The sequence below is a fragment of the Gardnerella swidsinskii genome (assembly GCF_003397705.1).
Classification (GTDB): Bacteria; Actinomycetota; Actinomycetes; order Actinomycetales; family Bifidobacteriaceae; genus Bifidobacterium; species Bifidobacterium swidsinskii.
This window is the reverse complement of the sequence record NZ_QJVB01000001.1, coordinates 420,947-442,952: the sequence shown is the minus strand read 5'-3', so window position 1 is coordinate 442,952 and position 22,006 is coordinate 420,947. Positions and strand designations below refer to the sequence as shown.

Genomic DNA, 22,006 nt, shown 5'->3' with positions numbered 1-22,006 from the left:
TTCGTAAATTTTTAAGCTGTAAAACACGCACTAGGCGAGCTTAGCTACTTCTGATTTCGCAGCTTCGAGAGCTTCATCAAGCTTAGAAGCATCTGTACCACCGCCCTGAGCGAAGTCTGGCTTGCCGCCACCGCCGCCACCAAGCACCTTGGAAGCAGTACGAACCAAGTCGCCAGCCTTAGCACCAAGACCGCGAGCAGCTTCGTTTGTAGCTACTGCAATCATTGGTCGATCGTCTTCATTAACACCAGCAAGTGCAACAACCACTGGAGCATCTTCACCTAAACGAGCACGAATATCTAGGACTGTCTTGCGCAAAGCATCGAATGAGCCAAAGTTGCCAACATTCTTAAGAGCCAACTTAACTTTTTCGTTACTATTCTTTACTTCATCAACTAATGTTGGTACAGCTTCATTTAATTGAGCTTCGTAAACAGAAGCAAGCTTACGATCAGAATCCTTCATCTTGTTAAGCAAAGATTCCAAACGTTCAACCAACTCGTCTGGGCGAGCATTAACCATGTCTGCTAATTGCGCAACCAAAGTGTGCTCGCGGGCGCCATACTCGTACGCTGCCTCGCCGCAAAGAGCGTCGATTCTGCGCACACCAGAGCCAATAGAAGACTCGGAAAGGATTGTAACCATACCAATCTTTCCGGTGCTCTTAGCGTGAGTGCCACCGCAAAGCTCGCGGCTCCAACCGTCGCCGATTTCAACAACGCGCACAACATCGCCGTACTTTTCGCCGAACAAGTGCATTGCTCCAAGCTTAAAAGCGTCGTCGATTGGCATTTCCTTAGGAACAACCTGCAAATCGTCGCGAATACGCTCGTTTACGCGAGCTTCAACGCGAGAAAGCGCATCCTTATCAACAGCCTTTGGCCACTGGAAGTCGAAGCGCAAGCGGTCTGGATCAACCACGGAACCGCGCTGAGTTGCCTGTGGGCCAAGCTCTTCTCGCAAAGCCTTGTGAAGGGTATGCGTAGCAGTGTGGCTTCGAGCCAAAGCAGCTCTACGAACCTGGTCAATATTGGTGTTTACAGGAGCACCAACGCTAAGAGTTCCTTCGGTAAGTCGGCAGCTGTGAACAATCAAATCCTTGATTGGTCGCTGAACATCGTCAACTTCCAAAATCGCGCCGTCATCGGAAATAATCTCGCCCTGGTCAGCAATCTGGCCGCCGCGCTCAGCGTAGAATGGCGTGCGGTCGAGAATAATCTCAACGTTTGCAGGAGCAGTAACGCTTTTAACAGAGCCTTTACCTGCTTCAACAATTGCCAAAACGTTAGAACGGCTGGAGAAGTCAGTGTAACCGAGGAAGTCAATTGGCTTTTCGAGCGACTTCTTAATATCGTCGTAAACGCTAACGTCCACATTGTGACGCTTCTTCAAAGCGTCAGCGCGAGCGCGACCTTTCTGCTCGCTCATAAGCTCGCGGAACTTAGCTTCGTCCACTTTAACACCCTGCTCAGCTGCCATCTCCAAAGTCAACTCGATTGGGAAGCCGTAAGTATCGTGCAAAGTAAACGCGTCGGAGCCGCCAACCATAGGGTCATCCTTGTGCTCTTTCTTAGCTTTTTCAACAGCCAAATCGAGAATAGTCGTGCCCTTTTCAAGAGTGCGACGGAACGCGTCTTCCTCACCGTAAGCAGCTTCGCTAACCTCATGGAAAGTATCATTAAGCTCTGGATAGCTTGGTTCCATAGCAGCTTTAGAAACTGGGAAAAGCGTTGGCAAAACTGGATCTTGCACACCAAGCATACGCATTGCGCGAACAGTTCTGCGAAGAAGACGACGAAGCACATAGCCGCGGCCAACATTACTTGGGCGCACGCCATCGCTCATAATCATCAAAGCGGAACGCACGTGATCTGCTACAACGCGGAAACGCACGTCAGCATCATTATTATCGCCGTACTTTACGCCACTAAGCTTTTCCGCAGCTTCAATAACTGGGTAAACTTCGTCAGTTTCGTAAATATTTTCCTTACCTTGCATAAGGTAAGCCAAACGCTCCAAACCAGCGCCGGTATCAATATTCTTCTGATCAAGCTCGCCAGCAATATGCAAATCAGTTTTAGACTTGACGTTATCTACCTGGTAGTTTTCAAAAACCAAATCCCAAATCTCAATAAAACGAGATTCGTCAGCAGCCGGACCTCCATCGCGACCATACTTAGGACCGCGATCCACGTAGATTTCGGAGCATGGACCGCCAGGACCAGGACCGCCGGTAGTCCAGAAGTTATCTTCCATACCGAAAACTTGCATATGCTCTGGGTCGAAGCCTTCGTTCTTCCAAATTGCGCGGGCTTCATCGTCGTCAGTATAAGTAGTAACCCAAAGCTTTTCAGGGTCAAAACCGTAGCCGCCCTTATCTTGAGGAGTTGTCAAAAGCTCCCAAGCGTAGTGAATAGCTTCCTCTTTAAAATAATCGCCAAACGAGAAGTTACCAACCATCTGGAAGAAAGTGCCGTGACGAGTAGTCTTACCAACTTCGTCAATATCTAGAGTGCGAACGCACTTCTGATTCGAAGCCATACGACGCGAAGGAGGCGTCTGCTCTCCGAGCAAGTAAGGAATAAACGGCACCATGCCTGCGATAGTAAATAACGTAGTTGGGTTCGGCGAAATAAGAGAAGCCGAAGGAACAACCATATGACCATTCTTAGCAAAATAGTCAAGATAACGCTTTGCAATTTCTGCTGTGCGCATACGTACGAACTCCTTGTGTAATTTTTAGCAAGACCCACGCAAACCGTCACAAATAACCGTCACAAACAAAAGCCACATGCAACGCCCACACGAAATCGTGCCGCATGACGCACGACGCAATCATGCAAACATTCAATATAGTACTTCAATACTTAACTTAACTAAACTTAGCAAAGTAACGAAATTATGAAAAACTCGTTTTTTATTTAAAATTCCCTATTTCTACGATTAGCATAACGAGAATTAAGCTCAGCTTCATGCTCTTTACGGCTAGTATTGAAATCTTTAAACAATCCCATTACTGTGCGCAATGTGATATTTTTCGGTTCCTCATCAAAAATAAAACGACTAGCAGAAGACGGCATTTTTGCTTTAACATATGCACGAGCCTTCGTAACTGTAAGAACACCAATTACAATGCCAACAAACATCCAAAATAAACGCTTGAACATTACTCCCCCCTGCTTGCATTCTTAGTTGCATTCTTATCAGAGGATTCTTTTGAAGCGTTACGATTGGCACTATTCTTGTCTGTTGGCACAGTCGGCTTATTGAAGAAAGAAGAAACAGTATCTTTTAGAGCGTAACCGGCAGCTGCAATTTTTACGAGCGGTTTTCCAAGGAAAGCACCATACAAATCAGTAAGAGCACCAATATTCGTAACAGTTGTGCGCGTAGCTCCTGAAACAGCGTTTACATCGTCAAGAGTCTTATTAACTTGCTTAATCGTCGTCACAGACTCGTCAATTGCAGGCATCGCATGCTCACCCGACTCTTTGACAGTTTTCGCAATCTGATCGAACAACTTGCCCAATCTAATTAGCGGATAAATCAAAAAACCCGAAAGCACAGTAAACGCAATCGCGGCAATAAGAGCAGCTATGTCTCCAACGCTCATCGTAACCTCTTTCTGTACCATTTTTGCTTAAGACTTCACCGCGCTGAAAGCTAATACAACAGCAAATCAGACTACAGTTAAAACCATTCGCAATGACTTAAGACTAACGAACGGTAACGACGCATACGTTAAGAAAGCTGTAGCAAAAAGCTACTCATTGTAGCCTTGAATAGTAATAGCGTTATCAATAGGTTTAGTAGTGTCAAAATCGAGCCTAGTTACGCTTCCGTTTGCCGGGCGCTCGCTTAAATCGTAGCCTGCAGGCGCAAAACGGTGCATAAGACTTAGCAAAGTGTTGCCATGCGAAATTTGCAAAACATTATCTCCATCGTTAAGCAAAGAATTTGAAGCGATTAACGCAAAACCTTCTTCTACGCGAGTCCAATATTCGATATCTGACTCGGCATCGTGGAAAGGATCCGCTTCTTTAAGCATGTCACGAGTGGCTGCAAGCCCAAATTTTTCAACGATTTCGTTATAAGTGTGCGCTCCGTGAGGTGCTCCTGCAGCCCACCAAGCCATTTGCATATCTTGACCTTCAAAATAGCCGTAGCATTGCTCACGAAAATGCATATCGCTTACAAGCTTTGGGCGCGCGTTACCGGCAGCTTCATTTGCGTCGAGAATACGTTGTGCTGTGATTTGCGCACGCGTAGTATCCGAGCAGTAAGCTGCAGCAAAAGCAATATTTTCTAGCTTTTTTGCGGCCGTGTCCGCATCTTTCAAACCTTTTTCAGTAAGTGGAGAATTTGACCAGCCTTGCAGTCGATTATAGCGATTAAATAGCGTCTGTCCGTGACGCACTAAATAAAGATGCAGCAACATAGCTCCATTATTGCACTAAGCGGTACATAAGCGTCAGAAAGTTGCGCGACAACAAACGCCGGAAAAATTACCCACGTTTGGAGCGATACGCCAGACCAAAGCTCGCACTATAAGCGCTCGCTTACGAAACTCGCGTTGGAAGTCCACTGGACTTCCAACCTAAGCGAGTTTCCGCTCCGAGTTGCTTTCGCGCGCGCTGTGCTGCGCTCAAGCAGGTCGTCGCGCCAAACGCATTGACCCCTGCCACGCGAATGCGCAACAGGGGTCAAGCGGTATGTCCTTAAGAATTAAATCGGCGAATTAACGAGCGTAGTATTCGACGACGTACTGAATGTTGACTTCAACTGGAATCTGATCGACTTCCGGCTTACGAGTCAAAGTAGCCTTCAAAGAGGCAAGATTCACATCGAGGTAACCAGGAACTGCTGGCAAAACGTCGCGATGAACGCCTTCTGCAGCCATCTGGAATGGAACCATGGTCTGGCTCTTGGCACGAACCTGAATGGTCTGACCTGGCTTCACACGGTAAGATGGGCGATCGACAAGATTGCCATCAACCAAAATATGACGATGTACAACAAACTGACGAGCCTGGGCGGTGGTGCGAGCAAAGCCTGCACGCAAAACCAAAGCATCAAGACGAGTTTCCAAATCGGTGAGCATTGCGTCACCGGTCTGGCCTGCAGTGTGCGTACCCTTCTCGTAAGCAGCACGAAGCTGCTTCTCGGAGATGCCGTACTGAGCGCGAAGACGCTGCTTCTCGCGAAGACGTACTGCGTAATCGGACTCGGTGCGACGACGAGTGCGACCGTGCTCACCTGGAGCATATGGACGCTTCTCGAAGATACGCTGAGCCTTTGGGGTTAAAGCGATGCCGAGGGCGCGAGAAAGACGCACCTGACGGCGAGAACGCTGAATATTAGTCATAGCTAATCCTTTAATTCTGTCGTTATCTGAACGGAACGTGAACCAAGTTTTTAATCGATCGCAAAATCGCTTAAAATCATTCACGCTGAGCCGGCCTCTCCAGTGCTTCTTCGTGCTAACACACGAACGCGCAAGTATTAAAACGTTGAAATAACGCCATAACTACCGCGCGCCGACCCACTGATGGGCTAAGGCTCCAGATGATGCTTACACAAAATAGGCATCGTTTCTGATTCTACACACCCGTAAGAATAATTGTTGATATTTTTCGTACTGAGCGCGAAACTCACGTTGTAAGTTCCCCGGCAAATGTTCCACAAACCAGCCAAAACGCTCGCGCGAGTAACGCGCTCACTACGAAACTCGCGTTGGAAGTCCACTGGACTTCCAACTTAAGCGAGTTTCCGGATTGAAGTGCCTACGCGCGCTACGCTTCAAGCGCTCCGGCAAATCAATCCGCAATCCATTGTGTATGTGCGATCCGCACAGCGAGCAGCCTCAACATCGTGAGTTACCATGAGCACTGCTACACCATTTTTTGCAGCCTCGCGCAACATTTTCACAACTATGCGAGTATGCTCTACATCCAAATCGCCAGTAGGCTCGTCAAGAATAAGAAGCTTTGGATTGTTTATTAGCGCGCGCACAATCATTACGCGACGCATTTCACCACCCGAAAGCTCATTTGGGTAGCACCACAGTAAATCTTCAATATGCAATTGCTTGCAAAGTTCTAACGCGCGAGTCTCGTTTAAATCTTCGCTTACTTCAGACTTACTTACTTCAGACTTACTTACTTCAGCCTTACTTATTCCAGACTTACTTACTTCACAAGCACTAGCTGCAATTTGCACAGGTAAAAGTATGTTGTCATGCACAGTAAGATTTTGTAAAAGCGTCTGCGATTGCGTCACAAAACCTATATCACATGCGCGCAAACGAGACATTTTTGCATCACTAAAAGTGCGTTCAGAAATCTCTTCGCCGCAAACTTTTACACTTCCATGCGTTGGCTTCAATAACCCAGCAATCAAATTTAGTAAAGTAGATTTTCCGTTACCTGACTTTCCAACGATTGCCACAAAATCGCCGCTATTTAGCGCAAAACTCACGTTATTTACTGCAAAAAATTTGTGTTTTCTGCGCATAAATTCGCGAGTTACACGAGTAAGCTCAACAACAGGTAAAATATCAAACTCATTACTTGGCAGTTTTTGACTCTTATCTTCCATACTTACTCACCTGACCTAAGTGTCAAATACGTTTCGCGCATAGCAATACGCAATGTGGTAAGCGCTGAAGCTACAACAACTGCAACAAGCGCAAGTAGCACAGACACTAACATAAGCACTGCTACTGGTAGCGCAGTCACTTCCAAATACGGAAGCTGCAATTGTTCAGAAATAAGAGAACTGTAAGGGAACAATATAAGACTTGCAGATCCAACACCCAATACTCCACCAACTAAGCCAAGTATCGCAGATTCCCTAACGACAACGCCTAAAAGCATATTTCTTGTTGTGCCAAGTATGCGAAGAGAAGCAAACTCTTTTTTGCGTTCGTTTACAGATGTTGAAAACACTGCAACTAAAACTAGCAATCCAACTAGCCAGCACGCAGCAATTATAAAAGTCAACGTGCGAGTAAAAACACCAAGATTAGCTTGCGTAGTTGCTGTAATTCCGCCCGGAAAAACTATGCCAATGCTTGAAAGACCAGTTGTTTTGCGAATATTTTTTGCAACTTCTTGCGCGCTGTAACCCTTTTGTACTTTTACAAGTACTGCAGAAACTGCTTTTTTAGCATATTCCTTTGGAATAGCAGTGTGCCCTACTTTCGTTGAATACTCAACTACTTGCGGCACACTTTCGCGTCGCACAAACACTGAATTATCAATGCTTGTGCCGGTTTTTGCAAGCTGTGCAGCTACAGGCCATTGGTGTCCAAAAAGACGAACAGTATTCATATAAGACACGATTACATTTGCGCCAGCAATCATCTCGCCTTTTTGTAACTTCTGCTTATGTTGAGAATAAATCCAAGGACCTATAACAAAATCAGAATCGGGATCAAAACCAATAATTTGCAATTTTTCAGCGCAACATCCTGCAGAAAGCGAAGAAATATACGTTTGTGCACTCGCCTTTTGCACACCCGGAGAGCGTCTTACTAAATTCTCAATATCGTTAGTGAAATAAAAAGTGCTTGAACCACTGTTTGTAAGCAACGCTTCTGCCTTAGTGTGCGTACCTTGAGGGATAACCATAATATCGGCTCCCATGCGTTCTCGCATACTGTTCAAGCCGCGTTCAAGATTCATAGAAATCAGCGAGCCGCCGAAAAATATTGCAGACAAGCACGCAGATACAATAATAAGTGCAGCAGTGCGCAATGGCTTGCGTTTAAGATTTTCCAGCGGCAATCGCTTTAGCGTAATAGTGCGCATAATTTTGCTTTAGTAAGCTTTTCGAACTATTTGAACTATTAATCTTCTTTATTATCCAAATACACGGAAACAGCTGCGAACACCAATGCGAGCACAGACAGAACAATCAACGTTGGGCGCATAACGGATGCACAATGCATCATTGGGCTCTTGCACACGCCAATAAGGAATGTTGTAACAGCAAGCATAAGCAAAGCATTCACAACTACAGCAATATTTAAACCAATGCGAACATTTTCTTTAACAAATAACGCAATAATTCCAAGTACTGCAATAACTAAGCCGATTCCAACAGCTGCACGACCTGTGTAGTAGCATGCCATAGGTTGCATCATCATATGCATTTTGTGCATGCCTCCGGTTGAGCATGGCTTTGCAAACGTCAATGGTGCAATGGCAATAAGCAAGCCGAAAATAATTGCAGGAATTGATGCGAATAATTTGTTTTTCATAATTTATACCTCATTAAATGTATGTTTTTATTTTTTAGTGTCACATTTTCGTTAATGCAACACGCTTCTCGGCACCCACACCCGCGAATGCCACGTCCTTGTTAAAAATTTATCTTACATTAAAGTGCATAAATAGAAGATTTTATAATTTCTCGATTGGTGCAACTCTAAGCATTAGTCGCTTTACTCCATCGGAGCCGAAATCGACTGTAATAATTGAGTTTCTGCCCTTATCTTGCGTTGCTAGCACGGTTCCTAAGCCGTAAGTATCGTGAGTAATTTTGTCGCCAACTTGGAAGTCTTGAATATTTAGATGATTGTCTTTATTCATAACTGCGGAAGTTGAACCAACTTTTGTTGCGCTTGTTGAAGCCGCAGTTTTTGCGGTAACTTTGCGCGTTTTTACTGCACTTGACTTAGACCAATTCGATTTAGAATAAGAAGATCCGTAAGAAGAGCCATAAGACTTGCTATAAGACTTTCCGTAAGAAGATCCGTAAGAACTCGAGCCATACGATTTATTTCTTCCGTAAGACTTAGAGCCATGCGATTTTTCAGAACTGTAACTGCTTCCACCATAAGTTGTTTTTTCACTAAACGCATCGCTATAATCGTCATCCCAGCCGCCGAAGTCGCTATCAAAATCGCCGCCAAAATCACTATCAAAATCGCTATCAAAATCATCGCCGCGTCTAGACGAAGCACCCCAACGCTCAACATCAGACTCTCTGCGCTTCCAATCAATCAAATTATCTGGAATCTCATCCAAAAACTGGCTTGGAAGCATATCTTGAGCCTGCCCCCATTGCGCACGAACAGCAGCACGCGTAACATACAAACGCTGCTTAGCTCGCGTAATACCAACATAAGCAAGACGACGCTCCTCGCAAAGCTCGCCATCGTCTTCCAAAGCGCGAGAATGCGGAAAAGTTCCCTGCTCCATGCCAGTTAGGAACACAACCGGATACTCCAAACCCTTAGCCGTGTGAAGCGTCATCAACGTAACTTTACCAGTGTCCTCATTTTCATCCGGCAATTGATCCGAATCAGCCACAAGCGCCGTCGTTTCAAGGAAACCAGCAACACTAGCATCCGGCGTATTCTGCTCATACTCAGCTGCAACCGACTGCAATTGCGACAAATTATCCACGCGAGCGGCATCTTGAGGATCTTCAGAACGTTGCAAATCCTCCAGCAAACCACTGTCGTTCAGTATGCTGTCAATAACTTTAGAAGGTTTCGAGTCATTGTTTTGCATACACGTAATTAAGTTGTGCATAAGCTCGCGGAACTCTTTAAGCTTGGTTGCAGTGCGAGTTGGCATACCTTCGATTGACTCCAAATGTTCCAAAGCTTGCCAGAAGCTAACTCCTTGTGTTTGAGCATAAAGCGTTAACAAAGCCTCCGCACGCGCTCCAAGCCCACGCTTAGGCACATTCAAAATTCGACGCATATTCACATCGTCATCTGGGTTTGCCATAGATTGCAAGTATGCGAGCGCATCTTTTACTTCGCGACGCTCGTAAAACTTCGTGCCACCAACAAGCTGATACGGAAGACCTGCTTTAACGAGCGCATCTTCCAGCGAACGAGACTGCGCATTAGCGCGATACATAATCGCCATATCCGAATAAGCAACGCCCTCTTCACCTGCTAATCGCGCTATTTCTTGCGCAACCCAAGCTGCTTCCTGTTGAGCACTGTCTGCTGCATAACCAGTAATTGGAGTGCCCTTACCTAATACCGTCCACAATTTTTTAGGCTTTCGTCCTTGATTATGCGAAATAACTGCGTTTGCAGCGTCCAAAATAGTTTGCGTAGAGCGATAATTTTGCTCAAGCATAATAGTTGTAGCGTTTGGGAAATCTTTTTCAAAGTCTTGAATATTGCGAATATCTGCTCCGCGGAAAGCGTAAATCGACTGGTCGGAGTCGCCTACAACTGTGATTGATGCAGGAGTGTTATTTTGCTGAGATGGATTTGCACTATTTTGCTTTACATCCACTCCAGCAATCTCGCGAATAAGCTCGTATTGAGCGTGATTCGTATCCTGATACTCGTCTACAAGAATATAGCGGAACTTATGGCGGTAATATTGCGCAGCTTCTGGTACTTCGCGCATGAGTTGCACAGTTCGCATAATTAAATCGTCAAAATCAACCGCATTTGCTTGAGATAAACGATGCTGATATTCCGCATAAATAGTTGCGTAAACAGCTTCAGAATTGCCAGCGTGCGCAATTTGTTGACCTGCAACACCAGGCTTGTAATCGTTAGCATACATGTCTAGTTGCTCACGCCAAGTGATTAAACTATTTTTGCAATCCGAAATCTTGCCCAAAATGCTGCGTGGCGTAAAACGCTTAATATCAACGTTAAGCTCTGTTGCAATAATTTTTACTAATCGCTCGCAATCGGAAGTATCGTAAATAGAAAAGCCTGATTTTAAGCCAATATACTGTCCTGATCTGCGAAGTATTTTCACACATGCAGAATGGAACGTCGAAACCCACATAGTATTTGCTTCGCTACCAATAAGTTTGCTTAAACGTTCACGCATTTCGGCAGCTGCTTTGTTTGTAAAAGTGATGGCAAGAATTTGGCTTGGCCAGGCACCTTTTTGGCTTAATATCCAAGCTATTCTTCGCGTAAGAACTCGCGTTTTGCCGCTTCCAGCTCCTGCTCCAATAAGCAGTGCCGGTCCGTCGTACTGGACTGCTTGAGATTGTTGCGGATTTAAGCCGTCGAGTAGTTTTTGCGCGTCAACTGCAACTCTAGAATGTGCGAAATTTTGGGAATATTCTTGAGATTCTTGAGGAAGCAGTTCTTGTTGGGCAAGAGCTTCTTGTTGGGAAGGCACTGATTCTTGAGGAGGCACTGATTCTTGAGGAGGCACTGATTCTTGATCAGACGCATATTCTTGCTGCGTAAAATCAGGCTCTTTAGCGTAAGCGTCAGCATACTCGTCGTAACTGTAGTTGGCATAATCATTCACATCCGCAACATTCTCGTAAAAACGATCGTCAGAATCGAACGAATCAACTGGATTCCCCAACAAATCACTTACATATCCGTAATCGCTATCTTTTGCACTCATATTTGCATTCATACTTGCGCCCATACTTACGCTCATACTTGTACTCCATTAATGCTGCCAATTACCTACGTTTTAGCTTCAGCAATAAAACGCCCCCACGTTTTAATTGCGCACGTATTTAATCAGGTTTACCACATGCTGCAGTCGTTTTTACTCGTATTGTGTCACGAACTTGGGTATGCTTGAGCGTACTGCAATGTAATTGTTCGTAAGAAGGGGCGCATCGTGCAAGAACTGGAAGAACGCATTCTCCAAGATGGTATCGTAAAACCAGGCAATGTATTAAAAGTAGACGCTTTTTTGAACCACCAGTGCGATGTGAATTTATTTGATCATATGGGAGCCGCTTGGGCTGAGCATTTCCGCGACGCAAATATTACTAAGATTCTTACGATTGAAGCTTCTGGTATTGGAATTGCATGTGTTGCAGCACGTCATTTTGGCGGAGTTCCTGTAGTTTTTGCAAAGAAAGCTCAGTCAATTAATCTCGATGGCGACCAATACGTATCTACGGTATTTTCTTTTACAAAGCAGCGCGAGTTTCCGGTGATTGTGTCACGTAAGTATTTAAGTGCGGAAGATCGCGTGCTTATTTTGGATGATTTTTTGGCGAACGGCAAAGCTTTGCAAGGATTAATCGACATTTGCAATCATGCTGGAGCTAGCGTTGCCGGCATTGGAATCGCTATCGAAAAGGGCTTCCAAGGTGGTGGAGATGCGCTTCGTGAAGCCGGATATGACTTGGATTCGCTGGCGATTGTTGACGCGATGGATCCTGTTGACGGCTCGATTTCGTTCCGTAAGTAGCGCTCCGACCTGCTTTCGCGCTTAGAGCGTAGCGCGCGAAAGTAACTCGGAGCGGAAACTCGCGTTGGAAGTCCAGTGGACTTCCAACGCGAGTTTCGTAGCGAGCTTATTCCTCACGGCTATTGGTAGCCGTTCGGCTGATTTGGCTCAATTGTGAAGTACACCGTGCTTCACAATTGAGCCAAATCACGCTTTGAAGGAGCTTGAAATCCCAATGATTTCAAGCTCGGTCAAAGCGCTGCGCGAGCGTCCTTCGCTCAGTGCGAAAAATCTCAAATCTCTACCACACTGGTATTCGTGCAACTAAAGTCACAAAATTAAGCTGCGGTGGGGTGTGTGGTATTTGTGCCCGGTGTGACGTGTGCAGCAGCACGGATGTTAGCGTTCTTTGGACAGTAGTAAATCAACGTTTGCAGAGCATTACTGCAAAGCTTCAGAAGGTTTGGGAGAAATACGACTCTTAATTTACGCGGCTGTAAAGTTTATGCCGGATTCGGAAGCGCAAACTCATTGAAGCACGCTTAATTGTGAAGGAAACGAGAAAAATTTTTCGCAAATGGTAATTTTGTCGAAAAATACGATAAAGTAGTCCGGTTGGTATACTTCAACACGTATTGCAACAAACAATTGATTAGGTGGCTAAACATATGACTGAAGTGGTGATTGCAAGCGCTGTACGTACGCCTATTGGCAAATTCGGCGGCAGCTTATCTTCGCTTTCCTCAGTTGATTTAGGAACAATCGCAGCAAAAGCAGCAATAGAACGCGCTAGAATTAGCTCACACGACGTGGATCAAGCTATTTTTGGAAACGTATTACAAGCAGGCAGCGGACAAAACGTTGCTCGCCAAATTGCGTTAAAAGCAGGATTAGATACTTCTAGCTGCGCAATGACAATTAACGAAGTATGCGGATCCGGCTTAAAAGCAGTGCGCTTAGCACAATCCGCAATCGTTATGGGAGATGCGCAAGTTGTTGTTGCAGGCGGCACTGAAAGCATGAGCAACGTACCGTTTTACGCAACTAATTCGCGATTTAGCGGACACAAATACGGGAATTTTGCGCTTATTGACGGTTTGCAACGAGACGGCTTAAACGACGCTTTTACTGGCGACGCAATGGGCGTTACTGCAGAAAATGTTGCAGCAAAATTTGGTATCACTCGCGAAGCACAAGATATTTTTGCACTTAAATCTCACCAAAAAGCTGTTGCCGCTATTAAAAGAGGTGATTTTGCTTCTGAAATTGTGCCAGTAACGCTTGCAAACGGAACTGTTATAACTCGCGACGAGCATCCTCGCGAAGATACGTCTTTAGAGCAGTTGTCGAAATTGCGCACGCTTTTTAAAGCGTCGGAAGAAACTGCGGACGCGACTTGCGAAGTTGACAAGCGCGAAGTTGGCGAAAACGAAGTTTGCAAGCACGAATCGACTGTAACTGCAGGAAACGCAAGCGGAATTAACGACGGAGCTGCAGCTCTAGTGCTTATGAGCAAAGATTACGCGCAAGCGCACGGAATTGAATATCTTGCACAAATTGTGGGATTCGCAGAAGGCGGAATCGACCCAGATTTAATGGGATACGCTCCAAAACATGTAATGGAACGCATGCTAAATGCGACCGGCAGCAACGTTGACAACATTGACTTATTCGAAATAAACGAAGCGTTTGCAGCGCAAAGCATTGCCGTTTCGGAGCAACTTCATATTGACGAGTCAAAACTCAACGTACGCGGTGGAGCAATTGCACTCGGACATCCACTTGGCGCTAGCGGAGCGAGGATTTTGACGACGCTTATATACGCTTTGCGAGATAGCAATAAGTTAAATGGAGTTGCTGCGCTGTGCGTCGGCGGCGGAATCGGCGTTTCTATGCAAATTAGAATGCGAAACAATAAAGTCAGAATGTAAAACAATAAAGTCAGAATGCAAACAACCAAGTCAGAATGCAAAGCAATCAGAAGCATTCGTAGTCTACAAATCATGAGGTGATTTCGATGGCTGCTTTTCGTGAATTAAGCGTGGAAAATCGCATAAAAACCTTGCAAAATGAGGGCGCAATTAACGATACTGAGGCAGCATTTTTGCTTAAACAGTTTGCGGAAAGTTCTGATACTACAATTCCTGCAGACGTTGCAAATCATATGATTGAGCATCAAATTGGAAAGTATACGCTGCCGGTTGGCGTTGTGCGTGGGCTGATTGTGAACGGCGAAGTGCGTGACGTGCTGGTTGCAACTGAGGAGCCATCCGTGATTGCAGCTGCGTGCAATGGGGCGCGGATTGCTGCAACAAGCATTGAAGGCTGCATTGTAGCAAACTCGCCACAATACGTGACTACAGCGCAAATAGCTTTTGAGGACGCTGACGGGAGCGTGGCGGCGCGTTTGAGCAGAATCGTTGAAGATAAAGAAAAGGTTGCAGAGCTGTTGCGCATTGCAAACGAGTCACACCCATCAATGAGTAAAAGGGGTGGCGGCGCGCGAAAATGCCGCGCTTCAGCTTTGCACGGCTTCGCAAAGCTCGAGATTGACGTAGACACATGCGACGCAATGGGCGCAAACACAGTGAACACTATGGGCGAAGCCGTCAAAGCCCAGCTGGAAAGCTGGCTCGGCGTGCAGGCGCTAGTTGCAATACTCACGAACACCAGCCGCGTTGCCAGCACAGCAGAAGTGCATATACCGGTTGAAGCACTAGCATCCAGGCGGCTGGAAGACTCTGAACGAGAGCGCGAGGGAAAGCGCCTTGCGGGCCGAATCGCGGCATTGAGCGCGCTTGCCGCCAGCGACCCTGCACGCGCCGCCACGCACAACAAAGGAATCCTAAACGGAATCGCAGGAGCCGCGCTCGCGTCCGGGAATGATACGCGAGCGCTAGAATCGGCAGCACACGCGTGGGCGGCGCGTTCCGGTCGCTACCTACCACTGTCAAAGTGGAACACCGAAACTTTAAACGGAAAAACCATACTCCACGGCAGTATTGAAATTCCGCTACAGATCGGCATTGTCGGCGGCTCAATCTCATCGCTTCCAATGGCAAAACTCGCGATCAAAATCGGCAAATACAAAAACGCAAACGACTTTAGAAATACGCTTGCCGCGCTCGGTTTGGTGCAAAATCTTGCGGCTCTTCGCGCACTAGCAGGCCCTGGAATTCAAGCAGGTCACATGGCATTGCAGTCTTCAAACCTGGCAATTGCAGCAGGTGCCAAAGGTGCGGAAATCGCAGAAATCACGCATAATATTTTGCAACTTAGCCCTGCAGAAAGAACTACAGAAAAAGTTACGCAATTACTTCAAAAGTTACGAGAATCAAGTAAAAATTAAGAAAATTTAGGGGTTTATGACAAATGAGCACACAAAATATCAAAATATCAGCAACCGCAGCAGCCAACACAACCACAACCTCCGCAACCACTCCCCTTGCCGTCGGCATTGACCGCATCTCCTTCGCAACGCCGCACTATTACCTAAACCTCGAGGAATTGGCGGAACACCACGGAATCGACCCTAACAAATTCACAATCGGAATCGGTCAAAGCGAACAATCCGTGCCACCAAATCACCAAGACATCGTCACTCTCGCCGCGCAAGCCGCACTCCCACTGCTACCATACATCGATAGCAATCGCCTCAAAATGCTCATCGTCGGCACAGAAAGCGGCGTCGACGCAAGTAAATCCAGCGCGCTATACGTTCAAAATTTGCTAAAACTCACGCCGTGGGTGCGCTCTATTGAAGTAAAAGAGGCTTGCTACGGCGGAACGGCAGCTTTGATGATGGCATGCGATTACGTGCGCGCGCACGCAGAAAAAAATCCGCAAGTGCTTGTTATTGCAGCCGATATTGCGCGCTACGGGCTTGCTACCCCTGGCGAAGTTACGCAAGGCGCTGGGGCTGTGGCAATGCTTGTGAGCGCGAATCCGCACGTGCTTAAAATTAACGACGACAGCGTTGTAAAATCCGCGGATATTCAGGACTTTTGGCGACCTGTTTACCAAGACACCGCTCTTGCTCGCGGCAAGTTTTCAACCGAGCAATACATACAATTTTTCTGCGAAGTTTGGCAAAAGTATTGCGCGCAAAACGATTGCAATTTCAGCGATTTCGCCGGATTGTGCTTCCATTTGCCATATACGAAAATGGGTTTGAAAGCACTTAAGGCTGCGATGGATTCTTGCGCAAATTCTTGCTCTGATTCTTGCGATAATAGCAACCTAAGCGAGTCGTCGCGCAATCGCTTACTTTCGCGCTACGAAACCAGCACGAAGTACAGCCGTCGTGTAGGCAACATCTATACGGGTTCCCTGTATTTGGGATTGCTGTCTTTACTTGAGTTAGACGAATTTACTTGCGAAAATAGTGATCTTACTGCACTTAAAAGCGGCGATAAGATTGGACTATTTTCTTATGGTTCCGGCGCTGTTGGTGAATTTTTCAGCGGCACGATTGCGCCAGGATTTAGAGATGCGCTGTTTGCGCGCGAGCATGCGGATATGCTTGATTCGCGCGTGCATTTAAGCGTTGCTGATTACGAGGAGATGTTTGAAAGCGTTGCGCCTTACGCTCCGGAAGATTTCGAAAGCAGCACGTCTTGCCGCGAAGGTGCAAGCTTCTTCCTGGACGACATCACATCACAAGAGCGTCACTACTCCGCGCGCTAAAATCGAGCGAGCGCACGTTTCGATCGGATTCTCGCTCGCAAACGACCCTTCCTTTACACGACTGCAAACTTTCCGCCACCTTCACGCCCTTTCCCGTCAATCGAGACGAAGACAGACCGAGCTTTCACTGAAAGTACAGTGCACTTTCAGTCCTGAGAAAGCTCGGCAGAATAAAAAAGCTTCAAGCGCGAAATGCAGCTTGAAGCTTATTACTCTGCGGATGAGGCGAGATTCGAACTCGCGGTAGGTTTCCCTACAACGGTTTTCAAGACCGTCTCCTTAGACCGCTCGGACACCCATCCATTTGCGCACGAAAGCAATCAAATTGCCGCTTTCAACGCACAAGTGGTAAGCATATCATCACGTATAGAACGCAACACACAACACCCAGATTCAAAAAGCTTATCAACTAAAAAATAAAGCCCAGGCAATTTCCCGGGCTTTGTAGCTAATTAAACGGTTTTTTGAAACAAACGCCGTGTTTGTGCACGAGTAAACTCACGCTTCCCACTTAGTAGGCTCAATGACTTCCTTGCCACCCATATAAGCTTGCATAGCCTTTGGAATATCAATCGAACCATCTTCATGCTGATGATTTTCCAAAATAGCCACAAGCCAGCGAGTAGTAGCCAAAGTGCCGTTAAGCGTACTAACTGGACGAGTTCCACCATCTTCCATACGTTCACGCACATTCAAGCGGCGAGCCTGATACTCAGTGCAGTTAGAAGTAGAAGTAAGCTCACGGTAACGTCCTTGCGTTGGAACCCAAGCTTCGCAATCAAACTTACGAGCGGCAGAAGAACCAAGGTCACCTGCAGCAGTATCAATAATGCGGTAAGGCACTTCTACCTTAGCAAGCATTTCTTGCTCCATGCCTAGCAACTTCTGATGCTCAGCGCGAGAATCTTCCTGCTTGCAATAAACGAACATCTCAACTTTATCAAACTGATGCACGCGAATAATACCAGAAGTATCCTTTCCGGCAGCACCAGCCTCACGACGGTAGCAGCTCGACCAACCGCAATAACGCAAAGCACCATTGCTTAAGTCAAGAATCTCATCCTCATGCATACCAGCCAAAGCAACTTCGGAAGTACCGACCAAATACTGATCATCTGGTTCGCGCAAACGGTAAATCTCGTCCGCGTGAGAATTCAAGAAGCCAGTTCCGCGCATTACTTCTGGACGAACAAGCGTTGGCGTAATCGCAAGCGTAAAACCGTGCTCTTCGGCTTGATCAACAGCCATAGTAAGCATTGCGATTTGCAAGCGAGCCACAGCACCGCGCAAGAAGTAGAAGCGAGATCCTGCAACCTTCACGCCGCGACGCATATCAATTCCAGCAACGCCAGTTCCAAGAGTCAAATGATCCTTTGGCTCAAAACCTTCAGCTGCAAAATCGCGAGGCGTACCAACCTTCTTAACTACAACATAGTCGTCTTCTCCGCCTTCTGGAGCTTCATCTTCAACGATGTTAGAAAGCTTCCACATTGCTGTAGTGTAGTCGGCAGTAGCTTTTTCGGATTCAGCTTTGTATTCCGCAACTTTCGAAGCTAATTCTTTAGTTTCGGCAATAAGCGCAGCCTTTTCCTCTGCGCTAGCTGTTGCAACCTTCTTACCAATAGCTTTTTGCTCGGCGCGAGCTTCTTCAAAAGCCTTAAGAGCGGTTCGGCGCAAATCATCGCTGTGCAATACTTCATCGACGAGCTCAACGGATTCACCGCGCTTGCGCTGCGATTCCTTAACTACGTCGGCATGTTCACGAATAAATTGGATATCAAGCATGACTCCTAGCCTAGTGCCGCAAGACGACAGATAAGCGCACTATCGGCAACTTTATGCAAGGCGGCACGTACAATAAAGCAAATACGCAAAATATTGAGGGGGTAATATGGCAGCAATACATGCTACTACAGAAAATTTTGAGAAGATTGCTTCGACAAATGAAATAGTTGTTGTTGATTTTTGGGCAACATGGTGCGGTCCATGCAGATCTTTTGGTCCTATTTTTGAGAAGGTCAGCGAAAAATATCCCGAAATTCCTTTCGTAAAAGTTGATATTGACAAAAGCAACGAGATTGCTGCAGCTGCTCAAATCCAAGCTGTTCCAACAGTAATGGTTATTAAGCGCGGCGAAGTTATTTATAGACAAGCTGGAGCATTACTAGCTTCTGATTTGGAAGATTTGGTTGAACAAGCTAAATCTTACGAATCTGATGATTCTGAATCCTGATTTATAGACTATGCCATGAGATATAATACGTGAGGTTTTGCATATACGTTTTGCACATACATTTTAACGCATGTTTCTCATGTTTTATTAGTCTACGTTGCGGGCGTTTGCAAGTATCAATAGAGTAATTGCAGAAATAAGGAGGGTTATGGCCAGTCACCGTAAGCATACTGTTACGCTTGGTTCACTCAGTTTACGACAGTGGGCTAGAGTTAGTGCGGTTATTTTGGGCTTCGTTGCTTTGGTGATACTTGGTTTTACCTCGCGAGATTTTTACGCTTCGTCTAAAGGTCACGCTGTTCAGGTTACTTCTTATTCGGCAACCGATTCTTCGCAAGTTTCTCGTAGTGCTAGCCGTAGTATGTTACATAATGGTGCGACTTCATATATTAACGTTGTTATAAATGGTCATCATCGTACTATTTTGGGCACTAATTTCACTGATGTAAAATCCGTTCTTGATGCTGGAGATATCACTCTTGAGCCACACGATGTTGTTACTCCATCTCTTACAACTAAAGTCAGCGAATCAACTGTTATTACGATTAATCGTGCAGGCGCAAAATTAGAGAATTCCGACGACCCAATCGCGTTTAACGTCGTTAAAAAGGAAACTGCTGCACTTCCAAAAGGTACTGAGAAGGTGCAAAGTGAAGGCGCTAACGGCGTAATGGAAACAGCAAAAATAGTTACTCGAGCTAAGGGAAAAATAGTTTCCTCTAATATTTTTGCTTCTTATGTTAAAAAAGCTCCAAAAGATAAGGTTATTCTTGTTGGAACTGGCGGCTCTTCTGCCGCAATTGGCTTAGCTGCTTCTATCGGTACGACTGTTCCTGCTGGCGAGATGCAACAATGGGCTCACGACTGGCTTATCTCTAACGGTTATAGTGAAGCTGATTTTACTGCAACAGTATTTATTATTTCTCATGAGTCCGGTTGGCGCGTAAACGCAATGAATCCTTCTGGGGCCTACGGTTTACCTCAAGCTTTGCCAGGCGGAAAAATGGCTTCTGCTGGCGCTGATTGGGCAACTAACTATCAAACGCAGCTCCGCTGGTTCTGGAATTATTGCAATGGTCGTTATGGCTCCATTCAAGGCGCTTACAATCATTGGCTTTCCTACCACAGCTACTGATTAGAATCAGTCTAAATATCATTGTTTTGCGCAAAATAAATTTTTAAATAACTTTTGTTTTGCGTAAATTAAGTTTTGCAATTTTTGTTGTAATAGATAAGAGAATAGACTTAAGTCGATTGACTTTTGCCACCTATGCTTAAAAATACGCTTAAGAAAAACTATGTTTAAGAACAAAAAAGGATGTTTTATTTTGACGCACTCAACATGGCTGTCTAATAAAAGCCAAGATCTCAGTCATGCATTAACAGGCGAAGAAGCATACAATAACAATCGTCTTACACGTCCTGCTTTAATTTCTCTCGCTATTCTTACGTTTATTACATTTATCGGCAATTTCGCACAATTACAACTTACTGCAGCATTGCCAACAATAGTTCAAGAATTTGGTATAAGCGTCACAACTGGTCAGTGGCTTACTTCTATTTTCCAGCTGATTATGGCAATTATGGTTCCACTTACAGCATTTTTAACAAGACGCTTTTCTACTCGCCAAATTGTTATTACTTCCATGTCGCTTTTTACTTTTGGATCCGTACTTGCATGGCTTAGTAACGACTTTATGATGGCACTTGTTGGTCGAACTCTTGAAGCTATTGGCACTGGCGTAATGTGGCCTGTTTTACAAATTACCGTATTCTCCGTCTACCCTGTTACTCGCAGAGGTATGGCAATGGGAAGCGTTGGCATGGCTATGAGTATTGCTCCAGCAATCGGTCCTACTATTGGCGGTTTGCAAACTGATATTAATGGATGGCGTTCTATTTTCTGCTCTCTTACTATTATCGGAGCAATATCCGTCGTTTTGGCAGTATTTTTCTTGCATAATTTTGGAGAACACGATCTTAACGCGCATGCTGATTTCTTCTCGGTTGGCCTTTCGGTTATTGGCTTCGGCGGGCTCATGTTTGGATTCACTAATATTGAAGGATGCGGAATTTCACACCCATTATCTTGGGCTCCTATGATTATTGGCGCTTGTGGAATTGCTTGGTTTGTTACAAGGCAGTTGCGAGCGCAAAAACGCGGTCACACTCCTCTTCTTGGTCTTAATGTGCTTAAAAACCGCTACTTTATGGTAGGTACTATTTGCGCTTGCCTTACATTTTTTGCTTTCAGCTCAATTATGGTACTTATTCCGCTTTATATTCAGTCTGATCGTGGTTTTTCAGCAACTATGAGCGGCTTAATTCTGCTTCCTGGAGCGTTCGGCATGGCTATTTCGCAGTATTTTGGTGGTCGTATGCTAGATCGCTTTGGAGTGCGCCCAGTTGCTATGGCAGGCTCTATTATTCTGTTTTTTGGCACTGTAATGATGAGTCTTATTGACATGGATACGTGGATTTGGTGGATTTCCATTTGGCAGTTTACTCGCCAAATTGGCATGGGATTCTTGCTTATGCCAATAACTACGTGGTCGCTTAATTGTTTGCGTAAGGAAGAACTTGGCGATGGTTCGGCTGTAACTAATACTATGCGTCAGCTTTGGGGAGCTATTGGAGCACCTGTTTTAGTAGTTACAATGACAGTATTGACAACTCTTCACCATTCTGGCACAGGTCACGCTGCCGATGTTGCTGCTAGTATTTTCGGAGTTCAATGGACTTTGCGCATTAGTGCTATTATTACAGGAATTATGGCTCTTATCGTTATTTTTGGAGTCAAGGGCGAAGGCACGGGTTCTGCTCACAATCTTGCGCGTAGAGCTATTGATCGCATGCGCGTGTTGCATATTCCTCATTCAGCAGAGCATCACGACGTAATGCACGATCACACTCATAATCATTACTAAACGCTTATTAAACG

General features: G+C 45.6%; 17 protein-coding genes and 1 tRNA gene. 7 read left to right on the top strand and 11 right to left on the bottom strand.

Annotation, left to right across the window (positions count from 1 at the left end; all coding sequences use genetic code 11):
- Positions 1-30: 30 nt before the first annotated feature.
- The 9 genes from alaS to D0T18_RS02025 all read right to left on the bottom strand — a co-directional run bounded on the left by alaS (position 31) and on the right by D0T18_RS02025 (position 11,396).
- Complete coding sequence (alaS, locus tag D0T18_RS02065) at positions 31-2,715, bottom strand: alanine--tRNA ligase (RefSeq protein ID WP_116440371.1); 2,685 nt, start codon at positions 2,713-2,715, stop codon at positions 31-33.
- 206 nt (positions 2,716-2,921) lie between these two features.
- Positions 2,922-3,167 (bottom strand): hypothetical protein, encoded by a 246-nt coding sequence (locus tag D0T18_RS02060; RefSeq protein WP_004105270.1) that lies wholly within the window; start codon positions 3,165-3,167, stop codon positions 2,922-2,924.
- Positions 3,167-3,613: a DUF948 domain-containing protein gene (locus D0T18_RS02055; protein ID WP_012913891.1), complete on the bottom strand. Its 447-nt coding sequence runs from the start codon at positions 3,611-3,613 to the stop codon at positions 3,167-3,169. Before D0T18_RS02055 ends, D0T18_RS02060 begins: the two co-directional genes overlap by 1 nt.
- A 150-nt stretch (positions 3,614-3,763) precedes the next feature.
- Complete coding sequence (locus tag D0T18_RS02050) at positions 3,764-4,438, bottom strand: histidine phosphatase family protein (RefSeq protein ID WP_012913890.1); 675 nt, start codon at positions 4,436-4,438, stop codon at positions 3,764-3,766.
- A gap of 300 nt (positions 4,439-4,738) precedes the next feature.
- Complete coding sequence (gene rpsD, locus D0T18_RS02045) at positions 4,739-5,365, bottom strand: 30S ribosomal protein S4 (protein ID WP_004105277.1); 627 nt, start codon at positions 5,363-5,365, stop codon at positions 4,739-4,741.
- A gap of 434 nt (positions 5,366-5,799) precedes the next feature.
- A complete protein-coding gene (locus tag D0T18_RS02040) occupies positions 5,800-6,597 on the bottom strand; it encodes an ABC transporter ATP-binding protein (RefSeq protein ID WP_116440370.1) in 798 nt (265 codons plus the stop codon).
- Positions 6,598-6,599: 2 nt separating this feature from the next.
- A complete protein-coding gene (locus D0T18_RS02035) occupies positions 6,600-7,811 on the bottom strand; it encodes an FtsX-like permease family protein (protein ID WP_116440369.1) in 1,212 nt (403 codons plus the stop codon).
- 38 nt (positions 7,812-7,849) lie between these two features.
- The gene (locus tag D0T18_RS02030; protein WP_004110325.1) at positions 7,850-8,263 is read right to left on the bottom strand and encodes a DUF4418 family protein; all 414 of its coding nucleotides are present in this window, start codon (positions 8,261-8,263) and stop codon (positions 7,850-7,852) included.
- A 142-nt stretch (positions 8,264-8,405) separates the two neighbouring features.
- On the bottom strand, positions 8,406-11,396 hold the full coding sequence (locus D0T18_RS02025; RefSeq protein ID WP_116440368.1) for an ATP-dependent helicase: 2,991 nt from the start codon (positions 11,394-11,396) through the stop codon (positions 8,406-8,408).
- Between the two features lie 189 nt (positions 11,397-11,585).
- Between D0T18_RS02025 and D0T18_RS02020 the strand changes: the two genes are divergently transcribed.
- The 4 genes from D0T18_RS02020 (at position 11,586) to D0T18_RS02005 (ending at position 16,832) form a co-directional block, all read left to right on the top strand.
- Positions 11,586-12,167: a xanthine phosphoribosyltransferase gene (locus D0T18_RS02020; protein ID WP_004110321.1), complete on the top strand. Its 582-nt coding sequence runs from the start codon at positions 11,586-11,588 to the stop codon at positions 12,165-12,167.
- Positions 12,168-12,814: 647 nt separating this feature from the next.
- Positions 12,815-14,077 carry an acetyl-CoA C-acyltransferase gene (locus tag D0T18_RS02015; protein WP_116440367.1) on the top strand — a complete coding sequence of 421 codons (1,263 nt, stop codon included), beginning with the start codon at positions 12,815-12,817 and terminating at the stop codon, positions 14,075-14,077.
- Between the two features lie 86 nt (positions 14,078-14,163).
- Positions 14,164-15,495, top strand: a complete 1,332-nt coding sequence (locus D0T18_RS02010) for a hydroxymethylglutaryl-CoA reductase, degradative (protein WP_116440366.1) — start codon at positions 14,164-14,166, stop codon at positions 15,493-15,495.
- 23 nt (positions 15,496-15,518) lie between these two features.
- Positions 15,519-16,832 carry a hydroxymethylglutaryl-CoA synthase gene (locus tag D0T18_RS02005; RefSeq protein ID WP_116440365.1) on the top strand — a complete coding sequence of 438 codons (1,314 nt, stop codon included), beginning with the start codon at positions 15,519-15,521 and terminating at the stop codon, positions 16,830-16,832.
- Between the two features lie 217 nt (positions 16,833-17,049).
- Here D0T18_RS02005 and D0T18_RS02000 read toward each other — a convergent pair.
- Both D0T18_RS02000 and serS read right to left on the bottom strand, forming a co-directional pair.
- Positions 17,050-17,134 (bottom strand) — tRNA-Ser (locus D0T18_RS02000).
- Positions 17,135-17,330: 196 nt separating this feature from the next.
- Entirely contained in the window at positions 17,331-18,617 is a 1,287-nt protein-coding gene (gene serS / locus D0T18_RS01995) for a serine--tRNA ligase (protein WP_116431903.1), read from the bottom strand.
- A gap of 106 nt (positions 18,618-18,723) precedes the next feature.
- On the opposite strand from serS, the gene trxA reads away from it, so the two are divergent.
- From trxA to D0T18_RS01980, 3 genes are all read left to right on the top strand, one after another.
- A complete protein-coding gene (gene trxA / locus D0T18_RS01990) occupies positions 18,724-19,065 on the top strand; it encodes a thioredoxin (protein ID WP_012913881.1) in 342 nt (113 codons plus the stop codon).
- 148 nt (positions 19,066-19,213) lie between these two features.
- Complete coding sequence (locus tag D0T18_RS01985; RefSeq protein ID WP_116440364.1) at positions 19,214-20,200, top strand: aggregation-promoting factor C-terminal-like domain-containing protein; 987 nt, start codon at positions 19,214-19,216, stop codon at positions 20,198-20,200.
- 163 nt (positions 20,201-20,363) lie between these two features.
- On the top strand, positions 20,364-21,992 hold the full coding sequence (locus D0T18_RS01980) for an MDR family MFS transporter (protein ID WP_012913879.1): 1,629 nt from the start codon (positions 20,364-20,366) through the stop codon (positions 21,990-21,992).
- The last annotated feature ends 14 nt before the right edge of the window (positions 21,993-22,006 follow it).